Below are 18,341 nucleotides of genomic sequence, written 5' to 3'. Positions count from 1 at the left end.
GTGGTGCGCGTCCTGCGTGCCGCCGGTTCTGAACGAGGTTCCCCCGCATGCAACAAGCATCCATTTCCATTATCGGCCTGCGCAGCTGCGCACTGGCGATGGCCATCACGCTGGCTGCGTGCGGACAGGCGCCTGACGCGCCCGTCGCCGCGCCATCCGATGCACCTGTCGACACAACTGCACCTGCCACTACGGCTGCGGACCCGCCGGTTGTGGAGGAGGCCTTGGTGACCGCGCTGACACCCGATGACAACATCGACTCTCCGGCCGCATGGACTGCGCCCGATGGTGCGACCTGGGTCATCGCCACCGCGAAGGCGACCGATCGCCTGGTGATCTACGACGGCGCCACCGGCGAAACCCTGCGCGACGTCGGCACGCTCGGCACCGGCGAGGGACAGTTCGACCGTCCCAATGGCGTCGCGGTCATCGACGACCTGCTGTTCGTCGTCGAGCGCGACAACCACCGCGTGCAGGTGCTGCGCCTGCCGGCGTTCTCGCATGTCGCGACCTTCGGCGCGGACGATCTGGTCAAGCCCTATGGCCTGTGGGTGCGCAAGGTCGACGACGGCTACACGCTCTATGTCACCGATTCCTACGACGACGGCGAAGACGCCAACGGTGACGACATCCTGCCGTCGCTCGACCGGCTCGACCGTCGTGTGCACCGCTATGCGATGCGCGCCGATGGTGACGGCTTTGCAGTCGAGACGCTCGGCACCTTCGGCGATGCGTCGGCCGAGGGTGCGCTGCGCGTCGTCGAGTCGATCTGGGGCGACGCCGACAACGATCGCCTGCTGATCGCCGAAGAGGATGAAACCTACGCCAACGAGTTGAAGGTTTACGACCTCGAAGGACGCTTCGCGGGCCGGACCATCGGCCGCGACGTGTTCGGTGCCCAGGCCGAAGGCATCATGTTGAAGACCTGTGCAGGTGGCAGCGGCTGGTGGATCACCACTGAGCAGGGCAAGGGGCGGACGGTGTTCCACCTGTTCGACCGCAAGACCCTGGCGCATGCCGGCGCGGTGACCGGGCGCATGGTCGCCAATACCGACGGTATCTGGCTGCACGATGTCGCGACGCCGCGCTTCCCCGATGGCGTGCTGTACGCGGTGCATGACGACCAGGGCGTGGTCGCGTTCGATTGGACGCAGATCGCACGGGCTGCCGGGCTGCCGGCCTGCGGGCGCGGGGCATGAGGGCGCACGGCCTGCGCCTCGCCGCGCATCCGTTGGCACTCGGTCTGGCATTGCTGCTGACGGCCGGCAGCGCCGCCGCCGATCGCGCGGTGCAGACGGACGTGGAGCCCAACACGCTGGTCCCCAAAGGCGTGATGCGCTATGCGCCAAGCGTATTTCCCGACCGCATCGTCGCGTCGCCTGCGCAGGATGCATCGACGGGTTTCGGCGTGTCGTGGCGCACGGCTGCGTCGGTCGATGCGCCGGTACTGGAGATCGTCATCGCCGGCGATTCACCTGACATGGGCGAACGTCGTCGCGTCGCCGCGCGCAGCACCTCGCTCGATGGTGAGAACGGCGTAGCGCAGTTCCATCGCGCGGAGGTCGATGGTCTGCAGCCCGATACGCTGTACGCCTGGCGCGTGCAGGGCGGCGGCACCTGGAGCCCATGGATGCAGACGCGCACCGCGGCCGCGACCGACGCACCGCTGACACTGCTGTACTTCGGCGACACCCAGAACAAGAACGCCAGCTTGAGCACGCGCGTGCTGCGCGAAGCGCACCGGCATGCGCCCGACGCAAAGCTCGCCCTGTTTGCTGGCGATCTGGTCAGCGGCGGCGACGGCGAAGACGACAACGAGTGGGGCGAGTGGTTCGACGCGGTCGGCCCGCTGGCGACGATGGTCGTCAACGCGCCGGCACCGGGCAATCACGAGTACTGGGAAGAATTCGAGGACACCCCGCAGGAGCGTCGCGTGCTCGGCGGTCACTGGCCGCGCACGTTCGCATTGCCGGCCAATGGCGCGCCTGGCGCGGAGCAGACCAGCTACTGGTTCGACTACCAGGGCGTGCGCGTGGTGGTGCTCGACGGCACGTCCGCGCTCGATCTCGGCACGGCCGAGGCGCAGGCCGCGTGGCTCGATCGCACGCTGGCTGCAAACCCGCATCCGTGGTCGATCGCGCTGATCCACCAGCCGATGTATTCGCCGCGCCAGGATCGCGACAACGTCGCGTTGCGTGATCACGTGTTGCCGGTGCTCGAGCGGCGGCGCGTCGATCTGGTATTGCAGGGCCACGACCACGTCTACGGGCGTCGCCCCGGCGAAGACGCGAAGCGCGCGACACCGCAGTACCTCGTGTCGGTGGTCGGCGCGAAGCAGTACCGCCTGTCGGACGGCGCCCGCCTCGACATGGCGCCGACCGCCGAGGACACCCAGCTGTTCCAGGTGATCCGCCTCGACGGCGACACGCTGCACTACGAATCGCGCACCGCCACCGGCCGTCTCTATGACGCGTTCGAGATCCGCGGTGCGACGCCGGAGACGCGCACGCTGCGCGAGATCACCGAAGGCCGCATCGCGCCGCGCAACTGCGATCGTGCGGAAACCCTCAAGGGTCGGGCCGACAGGTGCTGGGAGTGATCCGCGTGCGTACTCGCCTTTCTGCACCGGTGCTCGCCGCTGTACTCGCTTGCGTGACGCCGCTCGCGGCGCACGCAGCGACACCGCCTGCGCACGATCGCCAGCCGGCGAACGCGCCGGATCAAGCCGTGCTGCTGGTCGAGATTCCGGCCGGCGGTTTCACCAAGTACGAGAGCGATGCGGAAGGCAGGATCTTCGTCGACCGTTTCCTGTCGATGCCGATGGCCTACCCGGCGAACTACGGTTCGATGCCCGGTACGCATGCAGGCGACGGCGATCCGCTCGACGCGCTGGTGCTGACCCGCACTCCGCTGTATCCGGGCGTGCTGATCCGCTTCCGTCCGCTGGGCGTGCTGCGGATGATCGACGGCGGCGATGCCGACGAGAAGATCATCGGTGTGCCGGCCGACGACGTGGATCCCACGTATGCCGGCATCCGCACGATCGACGATCTGCCCGCGATGGAGCGCGAGCGCATCGAAGCGTTCTTCCGCGTCTACAAGGATCTGCCGGCCGGCAGCAAGCGCGTGGAATTGCGGGGCTGGGGCGGTGTGGACGAAGCGCGCGCGCTGATCCGCGATGCGATCGCCGGTGCGACGCGCTGATCGAATCCACGCGTCGCACCCTCAGCGCCACCGCGCGTGCTGGGCGGTGTTGCTGCCCACGCGGGATACCCTCAGCCCTCGGCGGCTTCAGCCGTCTGGGCCTCCCGCGCGGCACGCAAAGCGGTGTCGACCGCATTCCACGCCTGCGCGAGATCCACCGGCGTGCCATTGGTCCATACCGCGTGGACCGTCCGCGTCGCGCGGATGTCGGTCAGCGGATCCCCGGTAACGACGAGGATGTCGGCGCGTGCACCGGCTTCGAGCCGGCCGAGATCGGGCTTGCCCAGGATGTCGGCGGCGACGTGGGTCGCTGCCTGCAGCGCCTGTACCGGCGTCAGTCCGGTCTGGACCAGCGCATCGAGCTCCTGGTGCAGGGCGGGGCCGGGCAGCATGTAGGGCGCTGCGGGCAGATCGGAACCTGCACCGACGCGGACACCCGCGGCCAGCAGGCGCGGCAGCACCGCCCGCATCAGGCTCTGGTCGCTGTGCGTACGCGCCTGCACGCCGGGGTCGTCGACCACTTCGGACAGGTACGACCAGTAACCGGCGAAGTCGGCGGCCATGCGTTCCGCGCCCGGCAGATCGTCGCGTGCCAGGCTGTCGGGCGATGAGAACTGCAGGCCGTTGGCCGTTGTCGGCACCACGGCGACGCCCGATTGCGCCAGGTCGGCGACGATGCGGTCGAGCAGCGCCGGATCCAGCGTCGCGGCATTCGGATCGCCGCCCAATCGCTCGTAGGCCAGCGCGGCCCCGCCGAGATGTTCCAGCGTGGCCACGCCCGAGGCTGCGGCCTGACGGGCGTCGACATGCGCACCGCTCAGGCCACGTGTCAGCACGGTGCCGAGATCGGCCATCACCCGCAGGTCGTGGCGAGCGGCGGCCTGCACCGCGGCGTCGAAGACCTCGGACGGCAACTGTTCGTAGAGCTTGATCCAGTCCACGCCGGCTTCGGCGAGCGCGTCGATGACGGTGTCCGCATCGGCAGGCGATGCCAGCGTGATCGCCGGCTGGCCGCCGAGCGTCGCGGCATCGAACGGTGCCGGCCCCTGGGGCGTCAGCACGCTGATTGGCCCGTCGAGCAGCGGGCCAGTCGCAAGCAGGCGGGGCGCGCCCGGCGTCGCGCGCATGACAGCCAGCATGTCGAGTGTGTTGCCGGCATCGCGGAGCGTGGTGACGCCCGCGGGCACAAAAGCGCCGATGAAATGTGGACGCGCGTGGACGTGCAGGTCGATCAAGCCTGGCAGCAGCAGCGCATCGCCGTAATCGTGCTGCGCAGTCGCCTCGTCCCAGGCGCAGGTCTCGCGCTCGCCAGCGCAGCGCACGCGCTCACCAGCGATCACCACCACACCACGCTCGATCACAGCGCCGGAGCGGGCGTCGAACAGGCGGCCGAGCAGAACGGCATCGGCAGGTGACGCCATGGCCTGTGCCGGCGGCAGGCCGCTGCAGGCAGACAGGAGAAGTGCCGCGCACGGAAGTGCGAGCAGGGCGGAACGTCGAATCATGATCACCACGCTGTCGGAAAGCGCGCGGATCGATGGCGACGGTGCACGTCTTCCAGGCACATCCTCCGGCGTGGGTACCGCGTCTGCGCCCGGGCGGACGCAGACCGATGCCTCCCGCGCGGGTCGCAGACCTTATCAGGCCGCGGCGGCGTTCGCCTGGCGCGGACCTTCGCGCAGTGCCTTGCCGACCATCGACACCAGCAGTGCGATCTCGTCGTCGCCGATGTTGAAGTGCGGGGTGAAGCGCAGCGAGTTCGCGCCGCCGTGGATCACGCCGACGCCCTGTTCGCGGAGCCATTCCTCGGTCGAGCCGGCGCCGTAACACTTGAACTGCGGCGCGAGTTCGCAGGAGAACAGCAGGCCGGTGCCCTGGACCTTGGTGATCAGTCCGCCGAGTTCTGCCTTCAGCGCTTCCAAGGCCTCGACCGACTTTCGGCCGGCGTCGCGGATATTGCTGCGCACCTCGGGCGTGAGCTGCGCAAGCACCGCGCAGGCGACTTCAAGCGCGCGCGGATTGGCGGTCATGGTGTTGCCGTAGACGCCGCTCTTGTACATCTCGGCGGCACGCGTGGTCACCGCGAGCACCGACAGCGGGTACTGGCCGGCGTTGAGCGCCTTGGAATACGTCTCCATGTCCGGCGCCTCGAGACCTTCGAAGCCCGGATAGTCGACGACCGAGAGCACGCCGTGGGCACGCAGCCCGGCCTGGATCGAATCGACCAGCAACAGGCTGTCATGCGCCTTGGTGAGTTCACGTGCCGCGGCGTAGAACGCCGGCGGCAACGCCCGGCCCGGGTCGCCTTCGCCCATCACGGGTTCGAGGAACACGGCTTCGATAAACCAGCCATTGGCGTCGGCGTCGGCGAACACCTTGCGCAGTGCCTCGACGTCATACGGCGGCACGGTGATCAGCGAATCCTCGTTGCGGTAGCTCGCCAGATACTTCATGTAGGCGGCGCGCGAGGAATCCGAATACAGCGCCGGACGCTCGGTGCGGCCATGGAAACTGCCCTTCACGACAACGCGCTTGATCGTGCGGCCGGCGTGACGGCCACCCGGATCGGTCTGCGTGCGGGTGTTGATGTCGGCGATGCGCGCGGCCAGACCGACCGATTCCGAACCGGAGTTCAGGCACAGGAAGTGGCTGTAGGGACAGCCGCCATCGCGGCTGTGGCCGATCTCGCGGCGCAGGGCGCGGTCGAGTTTCAGCTGCGACAGACTCGGCGTCATGATGTTGGCCATCGACACCGGCTGCGCCATCGCAGCAATCACGGCCTTCGGCGTATGGCCGAAACCGAGCATGCCGTAGCCGCCCGAGTCGTGCAGCACCGCGCCCTTGAGCGTGACGATCCACGGGCCCCGCGCGGTCAGCGCGACATAGGGATTCACGCCGTCGGCGGGATAGAAGTTCACGTAGCCCGCCTGCACAGCGCGCGCCTGCGCGTCTTCGTCCATGTCGAGCAGATCGGCGAAGTCCTGCTTCAACGCGGCGTGCGCATCGGCAGCAGCCTGCGCGGCTTCGAGAAGTTCCGGATGCGTCGCGGCAAAGCGTTCGAGCACAGCGTCCGGCAGACCGGTGGTGCGGCGCGTGCCGCCGTGGGCGCGCAGCGGGGCGAGGATCTGGATCACGGACATGCGAATCACTCCTTGGGACGTCGGGGAGGGCCGGCAGCACGCGTTTTCGATCGAGCGGCGCCGGCGCTCTCTCCATTATCTGGACGATTCCGTCGAACGGAAGCGACGGAACGCCGAAGGAATCGTAGAATTTCGGCAGATCGCCGAACCGTGCCTGCGCCCATGTCCACTGAATCCGCCGATGTCCGCCTGCTGATGCTGCTGCGCGAGAACGCGCGCCTGTCGACCGCGGAAATCGCGCGCCGGCTGGGCCTGTCGCGGACCACGGTGCAGAGCCGCATCGAACGGCTGGAGCGCGAAGGTGTGATCAGCGGGTACACCGTTCGCGTGCGCGACGATTTCGAGCAGGGCCATATCCGCGCGCAGATCATGATCACCGTGCGCCCGCGGCAAACCACGCCGGTGGTCACGGCCCTGCGGGCGATCGATGCGGTGCGCGCGCTGCATTCGGTCAGCGGCCCCTACGACCTGATCGCGCTGGGCGTGGTGCCGACGGTGGCCGACATGGACGAACTGACCGATCGCATCGGCTTTATCGAAGGTGTCGAGCGGACGACGTCATCGATCATCCTGTCGACGAAGTTCGAGAGATGAATCTGTCTTCCGCTTGCGGAAGACGCGTTGGCCCCTCTCCCTCGGGGAGAGGGGAGGACCATCGGCGGATGCCGATGGTGGGGTGAGGGTTCGGGCTTTCCCGAAGCGCTGCGCTTTTCGATCCGGAGCGAAAAGCACCCTCACCCCAACCCCCGCTTCGCGCCCCAGCCCTCGCTTCGCCGCGAGGGCGTTCATCGACACGCGAGCCAGTGGCTCGCAAACGTCTCTCTTCACCCCAAAGGGAGAGGGGCTCAAGCTTCGCCCCGCCGACCTCGTTGCCTACCTTCATTACAATGTCTCCCCCGCATTCCCCCGCCGATCCCTTGAAGAAGTCCGACTTCCATTTCGACCTGCCCGAGGCCTTGATCGCCCAGGCGCCGCTGGCCGAGCGCTCGGCGAGCCGGCTGCTGGTCGTGCCGCAGGGTGTTGATGCGTTCGAGGACCGGCAGGTCCGCGATCTGCCGGACCTCCTGCAGCCGGGCGATCTGCTGATCTTCAATGACACCCGGGTCATCCCAGCGCGGTTGTTCGGGCAGAAGGACAGCGGCGGACGGGTGGAAATCCTGATCGAGCGGCTGCTGCCCGGCAACGAGGCGCGGGCGCAGATCGGCGCCAGCAAGTCGCCCAAACCGGGCGGACGGATCCAGCTTGATGGCGGCGGCAGCGCCGAGGTGCTGTCGCGCGACGAGGGCTTCTATCACCTGCGTTTCGAGCTCGACGACACGCTGGAATCCTGGCTGCTCAAGGCCGGGCGCATGCCGTTGCCGCCCTACATCCGGCGTGAGCCGGGTCAGGACGATGCCGAGCGCTACCAGACCGTGTTCGCGCGTGAAGTCGGCGCGGTCGCGGCGCCCACGGCCGGCCTGCATTTCGACGATGCGCTGCTGACGCGCCTGCGCGAGCGCGGCGTCGATTTCGGCCACGTCACCCTGCACGTGGGCGCCGGCACGTTTCTGCCGATGCGGGTCGAGGACGTCCGCGAGCACCGCATGCACAGCGAGTGGCTCAACGTCGGCGCCGAACTCGTCGCGCAGATCCGCCGCACAAGAGAGGCGGGCGGTCGCGTGATCGCCGTCGGCACGACCGTCGTGCGTGCGCTGGAGAGCGCCAGTGTCGAGGGCGAGCTGCATCCGTTCGCTGGCGAGACGCAGATCTTCATTTTCCCCGGGTACCGCATCCGCAGCGTCGATGCGATGGTGACCAACTTCCACCTGTCCGAGTCCACGCTGCTGATGCTGGTCTCGGCGTTCGCCGGCAAGGACCGCGTCTTCGCTGCCTACGACCATGCGGTGCAGGCGGAATACCGGTTCTTCTCCTATGGCGACGCGATGTTGCTGTGGAGCGGAGATTCGTGATGTTTGATTCGTGATCGGCGACAGCGGGTCACGGCCATCTGCACCTCGTCTTCGCCAACCCGCGCTCTCGATTCACGATTCACGACTCCCGGCTACTCAATGTCCCGACTGCAATTCGAGCTGATCACCACCGATGGCGTCGCGCGCCGCGGACGCCTGACGTTTCCGCGCGGCACCATCGAAACGCCGGCCTTCATGCCCGTAGGCACCTACGGCACGGTCAAGGGCGCGCTGCCGGAGCAGGTGCGTGCGCTGGGCGCGGAGATCATCCTCGGGAACACCTTTCATCTGTATCTGCGCCCGGGCCTCGACGTCATCGAGGCGCATGGCGGCTTGCACGGTTTCGCGCGTTGGGACAAGCCGATTCTCACCGATTCCGGTGGTTTCCAGGTCTTCTCACTGGCGCACAAGCGCAAGATCACCGAAGAGGGCGTCACGTTCGCGGCGCCGACCGATGGCGCGAAGGTGTTCCTCGGGCCCGAGGAAAGCATGCGCATCCAGAAGGTGCTCGATTCGGACATCGTGATGATCTTCGACGAGTGCCCGCCGGTGCAGATCGACGGCAAGCCGGTGCATCCGCGTGTGATCGAGAAATCGATGGAACTGTCGCTGCGCTGGGCCGGGCGTTCGAAGCGCGCGCACGAGGGCAACGACGCCGCACTGTTCGGTATCGTGCAGGGCGGCGTGCACCACGAGCTGCGCACGCGTTCGGCCGAGGGTCTGAAGGACATCGGCTTCGACGGCTACGCGATCGGCGGCCTCGCGGTCGGTGAGACCGAGGACGAGCGCAACGCGATGCTCGAGCACACCGCGCCGCAGCTGCCGGAAGACCGCCCGCGCTACCTGATGGGCGTCGGTCGTCCGGAGGATCTGGTCGAAGCCGTGGCGCGCGGCGTCGACATGTTCGACTGCGTGATGCCGACCCGCAATGCGCGCAACGGGCACTTCTTCACTTCGACCGGCGTGATCCGCATCCGCAACGCGAAGTTCGAGAAAGACCTGCGGCCGATCGAAGAGGGCTGCGGCTGTGAAGCCTGCAGCGGCGGTTTCACCCGTGCGTATCTGCGGCACCTCGACCGCTGCGGCGAGATGCTCGGCCCGATGCTCGGCACCCTGCACAATCTCTGGTATTACCAGCGGCTCATGGCCGACATGCGCGCCGCGATTGCCGCGGGAACCTTTGCCGCGTTCCGGAAGTCTTTCTACAGCGCCCGGACGGGGAATCCGGGCGGCTGAGCCGCCCCGGGGGTGCCCCGGACCCGCCACTGCCCATTCACCCGCTGCCCGGCCTGCGCCTGCGCCCGGCCGTGTCATAATCGCCCGCTGTCTGTTTTCGACCCATGGATGCCCTGATGAATCTGCTGGACCTTGTGATTGCCCCCGCCCACGCCGCTGCCGGCGCTGGTGCCGGCCCGAGCATGCTGTCGACGCTGGCCTTCCCGATCATCCTGATCGGCATCATGTACTTCCTGATGATCCGCCCGCAGATGAAGCGCACCAAGGAACACCGCGCGATGCTCGAGAAGCTGTCGGTCGGAGACGAAGTCATCACCAACGGCGGCATCGCCGGCATCGTGCGCAACATCGGCGACAGCTTCCTGACCATCGAAATCGCCGAGCGCGTTGAAATCCGCGTGCAGAAGGGCGCGGTCGGCAACGTGCTGCCCAAGGGCACGCTGAAGTCCACCTGATCCACGATCGTCGATCGCTGATCGCCGGTTCCGTCATCTCTCCAGGCGCCGCCCCCGTGCGGCGTCCGAGGCAAGGCAATGCTTGAATTCCCGCGCTGGAAATACGTCCTGATCCTGCTGGTCCTGGTGGTGGCTGCGCTGTATGCGCTGCCCAATGTCTACCAGAAGAATCCGTCGGTGCAGATCACTCCGAGCACCAGCGAGGCGCGGATCGATGCCGCGTTGCGCCAGCAGGTCGACGAACTCCTGGCGAAGGCGGGTGTCGCGCCGATCGGCGTGGAGATGGACGAGGACCACGTACTGATCCGCCTGGCGGACTCGGACGCGCAGACCCTCACGTCGGACACGCTGCGTGGCGCGCTGGGCGACAACTATTCGGTGGCGCTGAATCTCGCATCGACCGTGCCGGACTGGCTGTCCAACCTCGGCGCCAACCCGATGTCGCTGGGTCTGGACCTGCAGGGTGGCGTGCACTTCGTGATGCAGGTCGACCAGGCCGCGGCGCTGCAGAAGCGCGTCGAGGGTTACGCCGACGGCATCCGCACCGTGCTGCGCGATGCGCGCATCGGCTACTCCAGCGTCGAGCGCCGTAACGACAACAGCATCGGTGTCGTGCTGACCGAGGGTGCGGACGTCGGTGCTGCGCGCACCCAGATCGCCACCAGCCTCGCCGGTACCTCCGGCCAGGCGGTCGGCGCCAGCGGCCCGCAGATCACCGCCGATGGCAACCGTCTGACCGTGCGCCTGTCGCAGGGCGAGATCGCGCGCATCGCCAGCGACGCGGTCGAGCAGAACCGCACCGTGATCTCCAACCGCATCAACTCGATCGGCGTCTCCGAGCCGGTGCTGCAGCGCCAGGGCGACGACCGTCTGGTGATCCAGCTGCCCGGCCTGCAGGACACTGCCGAGGCCAAGCGCCTGATCGGTGCGACCGCGACGCTCGAATTCCGCGCCGTCACCGGCGACGAGAACCAGGCCGCGGCTGCGGTCGCATCGGGCAACGTGCCTGCCGACTCGCGCATCTATTACGACGAGAACGATCGTCCGCTGCTGCTGTCGCGCCGCATCCTGGTGTCGGGCGATCAGCTGATCAACGCCAACCCGCAGACCGATTCGCAGACCGGCACTCCGGCCGTGGGCATCACGCTCAACAGCGCCGGTGGCAAGCGCATGCTCGATCACACGCTGCAGAACGTGGGTCAGCGCCTGGGCATCGTCTACGTCGAACGTATTCCGACCGTGCGCATCGTCGATGGTGAGGAAGTGCGCTCGGCGCGTTCGGTCGAGCGCGTGATCAGCTCGTCGACGATCCGGGGTGTGTTCGGCCGCGAATTCCAGACCACCGGACTGAGCCGCGAAGAGTCCAACGATCTGGCCCGCCAGCTCAAAGCTGGTGCGCTGGCCGCGCCGATGGATTTCGTCGAGGAACGCGTGGTCGGTCCGAGCCTGGGCGCGGAGAACGTCGAGCGCGGCCTGACGGCGGTGCTCTACGCCTTCTTGTTCACCCTTGTGTTCTTCATGCTGTATTACCGCATGTTCGGCATCGTCACCTGCCTGGCGCTGGTGATGAACATCCTGATCGTCGTTGCGGTGATGTCGCTGTTCGGCGCCACGATGTCGCTGCCCGGCTTCGCCGGTCTGGCGCTGTCGATCGGCCTGTCGGTCGACGCCAACGTGCTGATCAACGAGCGCATCCGCGAGGAGCTCAGGGCCGGCATGCCGCCCAAGGCGGCGATCGTGACCGGTTACGAAAAAGCGTCGGACACCATTCTCGACTCCAACCTCACCGGCATGATCGCGGGCATTGCGTTGTACGCCTTCGGCACCGGCCCGCTGCAGGGCTTCGCGGTCACGCTGGTGATCGGCATCGTCGCTTCGATGTTCACCGCCATCGTGGTGTCGCGCGCGCTGGTCACGCTGATCTATGCGCCGCGCAAGAAGCTCAAGTCCTTGGCGATCTGACGGGAGACCCCGAACATGAATATTTTCCCGTTGACCCTGGTACCGGCGAACACCCGCATCGATTTCATGCGGTTCCGTCATATCTTCATTGCTCTCGCGGCGCTGGTCTTCGTGGGCTCGCTCGCGGTGATCGGCCTGAAGGGCTTCAATTTCGCGCTCGACTTCACCGGCGGTACCGCGGTGAATGTCCGCTTCGCCCAGCCGGTCAGTGTCGACGAAGTGCGCGACCGGCTCGAAGCGGCCGAGATCGAGAACGCCCAGGTGCAGACCTTCGGCAGCGGCAACGATCTGCTGATCCGGGTGCGTGCGGCTGAGGACATTGCGCATATCGAAGACAACGCCGAGCTTGCGCAGCACGTGCTCGAAGCGGCATCGACACCGGCCAACCCGGGCCAGATCCTGAGCACGGAGTCGATCGGCTCCCAGGTCAGTGGCGACCTGCGCAAGAACGCGATCTATGCCGCCATCTTCGTGCTGGTGGGCTTCCTGCTTTACATCAGCTTCCGCTTCGAATGGAAATTCGCGGTGGTCGCCAGCCTCAGCACACTGTTCGACGTGCTCGTGGTGGCCGGTGTGTTCGCGCTCACCGGGCGTGAGTTCGATCTGACCGTGCTGGCGGGTCTGCTGTCGGTGATGGGCTTCTCGATCAACGACACCATCGTGGTCTTCGACCGCGTGCGCGAAAACTTCCGCGGCATGCGCGCGGATCCGCTCGAGGTGTTCAACCGGTCGATCAACCAGACGCTGTCGCGCACCATCATCACCTCGCTGGTGTTCTTCCTGTCCGTGTTCGCGCTGTTCCTGTACGGCGGTGGTTCGCTCGAGGGCCTGGCGCTGACGCAGATGATCGGCGCGGTGGTGGCCACACTGTCTTCGGTACTGATCGCGTGTCCGTTGCTGACCTATGGCGTGCTGCGGGTGACGAAGCAGGACCTGCTGCCGAAGGCGAAGGACGAGGAAGCGCTGGCGCGTCGCCCCTGATCGAGGGACGGACGGCCCGCGTGGCGGGCCGGTCAGTCGCACTAAAGAAGCCGCGCATTGCGCGGCTTCTTTGTGGCCGGCTGCCGCAGGACGCAGGCGCAGGATGGGGAGCGAACAGCGAAGCCCACCTCGGATGTGTGAGCAGGCTTGCGCGGGATGGGCGCTGCCGAAAGCGGACCCGCGCCCACGCGCCCTTTTACCCGCGCGCGCAGGCCACTTGCGCTCACCACATCCTCGAACGGCGCAGCCGTGCCTCCTCGCCACAACAAAAAAAGGCCGCGCTTGCGCGCGGCCTTCGAGCCAGCTGATCTGACGGCTTACGCGAATTCTTTCGCGTAGCCCGAATCGACCAGGGTCTTCTGCAGCGGCGCGACGATATGCACGTTGCCGGCAATGACCTGACGACCACCAGCGAAGGCCACGTGCAAGGGGCCACCCGGGCCGCACTTGAAATCGCTGACACGGCCGCCGGCCTCGCGGACCAACAGCACGCCGGCGGCGATGTCCCAGGGATGCACGCCCGCTTCGAAATAGCCATCCGTACGGGCCGCGGCGACGTAGGCCAGATCCAGCGCGGCCGAACCGGTACGGCGCACGTCCTCCGCCGATTCGAGCAGCGCCTCGACCGCGCGCAGTTGGGCGCCGACGCGCTTGCGCTCGCGCGGGGCGAAGCCGGTACTGATCATCGCGCCGGTCAGTTCACGGCGTTCGGACACGCGGATACGACGCTCGTTGAGCTGGGCGCCGGCGCCACGCGTGGCCGTGAACAGCTCGTTGCGCAGCGGATCGAAGATCACGGCGTGCAGCGGCTCGCCGCCCTCGACCAGCGCGATCGACACGCACCAGTGGGGCAGGCCACGCAGATAGTTGCTGGTGCCGTCGAGCGGATCGATGACCCAGGTGTAACGGCTCGGGCCGCCACGGCCCGGCTTGGCGCCGCCCTCTTCGCCGAGCACGGCGTACTCGGGATAGGCGCGACGCAGTTCCTTGACGATCGCATCTTCGGCGAGGCCATCGACCTCGCTCGCGTAATCGTGGCGCGCTTTCTCGACGACGTTGAGCGCATCGAGCTTGTGCATGTTGCGCAACAGGACGCCACCGCCGGCGCGCGCCGCCTTGACCATGACATTGACAGCAGGTTGAAGCATCGCGGACGACTCCGGGCGCGGGCAGGATCGAGGGGAAAAAGAGCAGTGCCGACGCTGGGCCGGGCGCGCAGTTTACCATTCGCGCCATGCAAGCGCCCCTGAATCCAGAGTCCATGACCGACATCGCCATCGCGGACGGGTCCGCCAACCGGATCCGCATCGTGCTCGTCGGCACCCAGCACCCCGGCAACATCGGCTCCGCCGCCCGCGCCATCAAGACGATGGGTCTGCATCGGCTGGTGCTGGTGGCGCCGCAGAAGTTCCCGCACAACGAGGCCGACATGATGGCCGCCGGCGCCGAGGACGTGCTCAACGCCGCGGTCGAAGTGCCGACGCTGGCCGAGGCCGTCGCCGATTGCCGGCTGGTACTCGGCTGCACCGCGCGCAGTCGCCGCGTGCAGTTGCGCGAGCTGCGACCGCGCGATGCCGCCGCGTCCGCGTACGCAGAAGCCGCATCCGGTGGCGAGGTGGCGCTGGTCTTCGGCCGCGAGCGCACCGGACTGGAGAACGAGGAGTTGCAGCTTTGTCACGCGGCGGTGCACATCCCGGCCAACCCGGACTACAGCTCCTTGAACCTGGCCGCAGCCGTGCAGGTACTGAGCTACGAAGTACGGCTGGCGCTGCTGGGCGAGGGCGGCGACGCGGCGCCCGCAGCGATCGCGCCTGCGAATCCCGACGCGGTCGCGCATGCCGAGCTGGAGGGGTTCTTCGGCCAGCTCGCGGACACGCTCGAGGACATCGATTTCCACAAGGGACGCGCGCCGGAGTCGGCGATGCGCAAACTGCGGCGGCTGTTCGTCCGCACCGGACTCGACCAGAAGGAAGTCCGCCTGCTGCGCGGGATTCTCGCCGATGCCCAGCGCATGGCCCGACTGGCGCACGACCGCGGTAACGGCTGAGTCGGGGCGTCTTTTGCCGGTGAATGGCTTCCGCTAGGCTTGCCGCTTCGCCCATGCCTCCCGGAATCGCCTTGGACCCGCGTCACTTCCTTCGAAGGTGCCTGTCGGGTGTGCTGCTGGTATTGGCAGTGCTGTTGCCGGCGCAGGCGGCCGAGCCGCGCAACGTGCTGGTGCTGGGGCGCATCAGCGACGATCCCCAGGCGCACTACGAGCAGCTCAAGCCGCTGCTCGACTACGTGGTCGTGCGCATGGGCGATGTCGGCATCACCGAAGGCCGCGTGCTGATGGCGCGCGACGTGCAGCAGATGCAGAGCTATCTGCGGCGCGGGCGCGTGGACTGGGTCACCGAGACCGCCAGCGGCGCGACCCTGCTCGAAGCGCGCGCCGGCGCGGTGCCGTTGCTGCTCACCGAGCGCAACGGCGTCAGCCACTACCACACCGTATATTTCGCGCGCCGCGACAGCGGCATCCAGTCACTCGACGATCTGCGCGGCCGCAGCATCGTGTTCCAGAACCGGCAGTCGACCAGCGCCTACTTCGTGCCCGCGACCGAGCTGCTCGCCCGCGGCATGAAACTGGAAATCCTGCTGTCGCCGCGCGACCAGCCCGAACCGGATTCGGTCGGCTATCTGTTCGCGCGCTCGGAACTCAACATGTCCTCGTGGGTGCACAAGCGCCTCGTCGATGCCGGCGCGATGAGCAATCTCGACTGGGACAGTGACCGGCGGGTACCGCCGTCGTTCAAGCGTGACTTCGTGATCTTCCGCGAGAGCGCGCCGTTCCCGCGCGCGATCGAGATCGTGCGTGGCGATCTGGACGCGCGCGTGACCGCGCGTCTGCGCGAGGTGCTGATCGAGGCCAGCCAGGATCCCGCCGCCGCAGATGCGCTGCGCGAGTTCTTCCGCACCACCGCGTTCCTGCCGATGGACGCCACCACCCGCGCCGAACTCGACACGCTGCGCGCGGGGGCCCTGCGCGTCGTGGCGGACGTCGAATGAAACTGCGCACCGGCCTGCAGGCCATGTTCCTGGCGCTGGCCGGCGCCGCCGTGCTGGCCGGTCTGGTCGCGGTGGCACTGGTGCTGCAGCAACAGAACCAGGCGCAGAAGCAGATCCTCGCGCTGAGCCAGCGCTCCATGCACGCACTCGCTTCGCAACGGCTGCTGTTGCGCGGTGAAGCGGTGTCGGCACAGGTTGCCGAGGCGCTGGTCAACCCGCTGTATTACTTCGATCTCGAAGCCATCGGCACAGTGGTCGGCAATGTGTTGCGGCAACCCGATGTCAGCTATGTGATCGTCTATGACGCCGACGGCAACATCGTCCACGACGGCAGCCGCGACATCGAACGCTACGGTCAGCGCATGGACGATCCGTTCGCGCGGGAAGTCGTCGCCGCGACCGGCCAGCACATGCAGAGCGACGGGCGGCTGCTTGATGTGTCGATGCCGATCCGGATCGGCGACCAGCGTCTGGGCGGCGTGCGTATCGGCTATTCGCTGGCGACGGCGAAGCAGGACGAGGACGCCATGGTCGCGACCATGCAGACGCGTCTCGATGAGATCGCGCAGCGGCATCTCGTTGCGGTCGGCCTGCTGCTGATCGTGCTGGTGGCGCTGGGCGGCCTTGTCGCGGCGCTGCTGCAGCGCCGCCTCGTGCGCCCCGTGCGCAGACTGGCCGATGCCGCGCAGCGCATCGAGGCCGGACACTACGACGTGGTGGTGCCGGCTGATGCGCGGGAGGACGAGATCGGCGATCTGGTCCGCGCCTTCGATCGCATGCGCGACAGCATCGCGCGCCACGACCGCGACATCCGGCGCATGGCCTACACCGATTCGCTGACCGGACTGGCCAACCGTCTGGCGCTGCGCGAGACGCTCGACCAGCGCCTGCTGGACATGCAGGAAGCCGGCGGACGACTTGCGCTGTTGTTCGCCGACGTCGACGACTTCAAGCGCGTCAACGACACGCTGGGCCATGACGCCGGTGACGAAGCGTTAATCCAGTTCACCGCGCGTATCGATGCCGCCGTGCGCGAGTTCGATGTCGCCGACGCGCTGCTGGCACGTTTTGGCGGTGACGAGTTCGTGGTCCTGTTGCAGCTGCCCGAAGCCGGCACCGCCGAACTGCGCACTGTTGCCGGACAGCTGGCGGAACGGCTGGTGCAAGAGGTCGCGCGCCCGATCGAAGTCGAAGGCCGACGCGTGTTTCTCGGCATCTCGATCGGCATCACCCTGTTTCCCGATGATGCGACCAGCGCCGCGATGCTGCTCAAGAACGGCGACATCGCGATGTACCAGGCGAAGCTGGCCGGCAAGAACTGCCACCGCTTCTACAGCCTGGCGATGGACCAGGCGGTCGAACGCCGCATGCGCATGGAGCAGGAGTTGCGCGGCGCCTGGGATCGCGGTGAGCTGAGCCTGGCCTACCAGCCGGTGTTCCGCATGGTCGACAAGGCGCTGGTCGGTGTCGAAGCCCTGCTGCGCTGGCGCCACCCGGAATTCGGCAACGTCCCGCCGTCGGTGTTCGTCGACGTCGCCGAGCAGAGCGGCCTGATCGATGTGATCGGCCCGCAGGTCCTGCACGCCGCCTGCGTCGAAGCGCGCGCATGGCAGCAGCGGTATGCCGCCGCAGCCGACCTGTTCGTCGCGGTCAACGTCTCCCCACGCCAGTTGCGTGGCGCGGCGTTCGCCGTCGAGGTCGAGGCCGCGCTGCGCGAATCCGGCCTGTCGGCGCGCCATCTGCACCTGGAGCTCACCGAGACCGCGGTGATCGGTGACGAAGCCCGCATCGGTCACCTCCTGAGCGCATTGCGCGCACTCGGCGTCAAGATCTGGCTCGACGATTTTGGTACCGGCTTCTCCGGCCTCAGTCATCTGCGGCGGGTGCCGGTGGACGGCGTCAAGATCGACCGCAGCTTCGTCGCCGACGTGCTGCGTGACCCCGACGATCTCGCGCTGACGAGCGCGATCATTTCAATGGCGCATTCGATCGGCATCACGGTCGTCGCCGAAGGCGTGGAGAAGGAAGGCCAGTTCGACGTACTGCGCGATCGCGGTTGCGATCTGGGACAAGGGTATTGGCTCGGGTATCCGCTGCCGGCGCGGGAGTTCGATGCGCTGTTGGGGTGAAAGGGGCTTTCTTCTGCTTCGCTTTTTTCGCTTCAGCTCTAGCGTTGCTGTTGCTGTTGCTGTTGCTGTTGCTTTTGCTTCCCGCTTTTGACTTCAATCGAGCCGTAGAACGAGCCGAGCATCGCAGGGCGGCGGGGTCGAAGAGCAGCCCATGTCTGAGCGCAGCGAGTTTGGGCTGCGTGCCCCGTCGACCGAGAAGCGCAGGGGACCGCCGCGGCTGTATCGCGGCGGATCGCGTCC

General features: G+C 67.4%; 15 protein-coding genes. 12 read left to right on the top strand and 3 right to left on the bottom strand.

Translation table 11 applies throughout. The features are described from left to right. Positions 1–47: 47 nt before the first annotated feature. From ACZ9YD_RS13560 to ACZ9YD_RS13550, 3 genes are read left to right on the top strand one after another with little or no spacing between them, the layout of a single operon-like run. Positions 48–1,199 carry an NHL repeat-containing protein gene (locus ACZ9YD_RS13560; RefSeq protein WP_465075796.1) on the top strand — a complete coding sequence of 384 codons (1,152 nt, stop codon included), beginning with the start codon at positions 48–50 and terminating at the stop codon, positions 1,197–1,199. Next, positions 1,196–2,599 (top strand): purple acid phosphatase family protein, encoded by a 1,404-nt coding sequence (locus ACZ9YD_RS13555; RefSeq protein WP_465075795.1) that lies wholly within the window; start codon positions 1,196–1,198, stop codon positions 2,597–2,599. Before ACZ9YD_RS13560 ends, ACZ9YD_RS13555 begins: the two co-directional genes overlap by 4 nt. Continuing rightward, entirely contained in the window at positions 2,599–3,204 is a 606-nt protein-coding gene (locus ACZ9YD_RS13550) for an inorganic diphosphatase (RefSeq protein WP_465076042.1), read from the top strand. Before ACZ9YD_RS13555 ends, ACZ9YD_RS13550 begins: the two co-directional genes overlap by 1 nt. A 71-nt stretch (positions 3,205–3,275) precedes the next feature. On the opposite strand, the gene ACZ9YD_RS13545 is transcribed toward ACZ9YD_RS13550, so the two are convergent. Both ACZ9YD_RS13545 and ACZ9YD_RS13540 read right to left on the bottom strand, forming a co-directional pair. After that, complete coding sequence (locus tag ACZ9YD_RS13545) at positions 3,276–4,625, bottom strand: amidohydrolase family protein (RefSeq protein WP_465075794.1); 1,350 nt, start codon at positions 4,623–4,625, stop codon at positions 3,276–3,278. A gap of 219 nt (positions 4,626–4,844) precedes the next feature. Further along, a complete protein-coding gene (locus tag ACZ9YD_RS13540; RefSeq protein WP_465075793.1) occupies positions 4,845–6,344 on the bottom strand; it encodes an aminotransferase class III-fold pyridoxal phosphate-dependent enzyme in 1,500 nt (499 codons plus the stop codon). A 162-nt stretch (positions 6,345–6,506) separates the two neighbouring features. On the opposite strand from ACZ9YD_RS13540, the gene ACZ9YD_RS13535 reads away from it, so the two are divergent. From ACZ9YD_RS13535 to secF, 6 genes are all read left to right on the top strand, one after another. After that, complete coding sequence (locus tag ACZ9YD_RS13535) at positions 6,507–6,938, top strand: Lrp/AsnC family transcriptional regulator (RefSeq protein ID WP_465075792.1); 432 nt, start codon at positions 6,507–6,509, stop codon at positions 6,936–6,938. Between the two features lie 323 nt (positions 6,939–7,261). Next, a complete protein-coding gene (gene queA, locus ACZ9YD_RS13530; protein WP_465075791.1) occupies positions 7,262–8,293 on the top strand; it encodes a tRNA preQ1(34) S-adenosylmethionine ribosyltransferase-isomerase QueA in 1,032 nt (343 codons plus the stop codon). Positions 8,294–8,392: 99 nt separating this feature from the next. Then, positions 8,393–9,529 (top strand): tRNA guanosine(34) transglycosylase Tgt, encoded by a 1,137-nt coding sequence (tgt, locus tag ACZ9YD_RS13525; protein ID WP_465075790.1) that lies wholly within the window; start codon positions 8,393–8,395, stop codon positions 9,527–9,529. A 116-nt stretch (positions 9,530–9,645) separates the two neighbouring features. Then, positions 9,646–9,984 carry a preprotein translocase subunit YajC gene (gene yajC / locus ACZ9YD_RS13520; RefSeq protein WP_465076041.1) on the top strand — a complete coding sequence of 113 codons (339 nt, stop codon included), beginning with the start codon at positions 9,646–9,648 and terminating at the stop codon, positions 9,982–9,984. 78 nt (positions 9,985–10,062) lie between these two features. Beyond that, on the top strand, positions 10,063–11,946 hold the full coding sequence (secD, locus tag ACZ9YD_RS13515) for a protein translocase subunit SecD (protein WP_465075789.1): 1,884 nt from the start codon (positions 10,063–10,065) through the stop codon (positions 11,944–11,946). A gap of 15 nt (positions 11,947–11,961) precedes the next feature. Beyond that, positions 11,962–12,927 carry a protein translocase subunit SecF gene (secF, locus tag ACZ9YD_RS13510; RefSeq protein ID WP_465075788.1) on the top strand — a complete coding sequence of 322 codons (966 nt, stop codon included), beginning with the start codon at positions 11,962–11,964 and terminating at the stop codon, positions 12,925–12,927. A gap of 317 nt (positions 12,928–13,244) precedes the next feature. Here secF and ACZ9YD_RS13505 read toward each other — a convergent pair whose 3' ends face one another. Next, positions 13,245–14,075 (bottom strand): inositol monophosphatase family protein, encoded by an 831-nt coding sequence (locus ACZ9YD_RS13505; RefSeq protein ID WP_465075787.1) that lies wholly within the window; start codon positions 14,073–14,075, stop codon positions 13,245–13,247. Between the two features lie 113 nt (positions 14,076–14,188). Between ACZ9YD_RS13505 and ACZ9YD_RS13500 the strand changes: the two genes are divergently transcribed. The 3 genes from ACZ9YD_RS13500 (at position 14,189) to ACZ9YD_RS13490 (ending at position 18,101) form a co-directional block, all read left to right on the top strand. After that, on the top strand, positions 14,189–14,974 hold the full coding sequence (locus tag ACZ9YD_RS13500; protein ID WP_465075786.1) for an RNA methyltransferase: 786 nt from the start codon (positions 14,189–14,191) through the stop codon (positions 14,972–14,974). A gap of 71 nt (positions 14,975–15,045) precedes the next feature. Beyond that, positions 15,046–15,972: a phosphate/phosphite/phosphonate ABC transporter substrate-binding protein gene (locus ACZ9YD_RS13495; protein WP_465075785.1), complete on the top strand. Its 927-nt coding sequence runs from the start codon at positions 15,046–15,048 to the stop codon at positions 15,970–15,972. Beyond that, entirely contained in the window at positions 15,969–18,101 is a 2,133-nt protein-coding gene (locus ACZ9YD_RS13490; protein ID WP_465075784.1) for a putative bifunctional diguanylate cyclase/phosphodiesterase, read from the top strand. Before ACZ9YD_RS13495 ends, ACZ9YD_RS13490 begins: the two co-directional genes overlap by 4 nt. Positions 18,102–18,341 lie beyond the last annotated feature (240 nt).

This window comes from Luteimonas sp. AC640a (assembly GCF_979256585.1).
This window is presented reverse-complemented; position numbering and strand designations above follow the sequence as displayed.